The 616-nt window shown below is 58.1% G+C and carries 1 protein-coding gene; it reads left to right on the forward strand.

Annotation, left to right across the window (positions count from 1 at the left end; translation table 11 throughout):
• Positions 1–616: IS66 family transposase (tnpC, locus tag OQE62_RS19385; RefSeq protein WP_265723693.1), on the forward strand; the 616-nt coding region annotated here is incomplete at both ends.

Consider the following 616-nt stretch of genomic DNA (forward strand, 5'->3'; position numbering starts at 1 on the left):
CAAACCACCAGAGAGCCAATCCTACATGTGGGTGCGCCTCGGCGGGCTCCCGGATGAACCCGTGGTGCTCTACGACTACCACGCCAGCCGTAGCGGGGAAGTTGCCGGTACCCTGCTATCGGGCTTCAACGGCTACCTGCAAACCGACGACTACGCCGGCTACCATGCTGTGGGCGCCGAAAAAGGCATCACCCACCTCGGCTGCTGGGCGCACGCGCGGCGGAAGTTTATCGAGGCCCAGAAGGTTGCCAACGGCAACAAGAACAAAAAGTCGAAGGACAAAAACAAACAGAAACAGCTCGGCAAAGCCGATATTGCCCTCAACTATATCGGCCACCTGTACGGCATAGAGCGCAGGGGCAAAGGCCTCTCTCCGGAGGAGCGGTACCAGCTCCGCCAGGCCAAGAGCCTACCAGTCCTTGATAAGCTGCGAAGTTGGCTCGATAAAGAGCAGCCAAAGGCACTGCCGAAAACAGCCTTGGGCAAGGCTCTGTCCTACCTGCAAAAAAACTGGGAGAAGCTCTGCGTCTACGTAGAGGACGGCCGACTCAATATCGACAACAATGACGCTGAGAACGCCATACGCCCGTTCGTGATCGGCCGAAAGAACTGGCTC

This window comes from Microbulbifer halophilus (genome assembly GCF_026183675.1).
Taxonomy (GTDB): Bacteria; Pseudomonadota; Gammaproteobacteria; order Pseudomonadales; family Cellvibrionaceae; genus Microbulbifer; species Microbulbifer halophilus.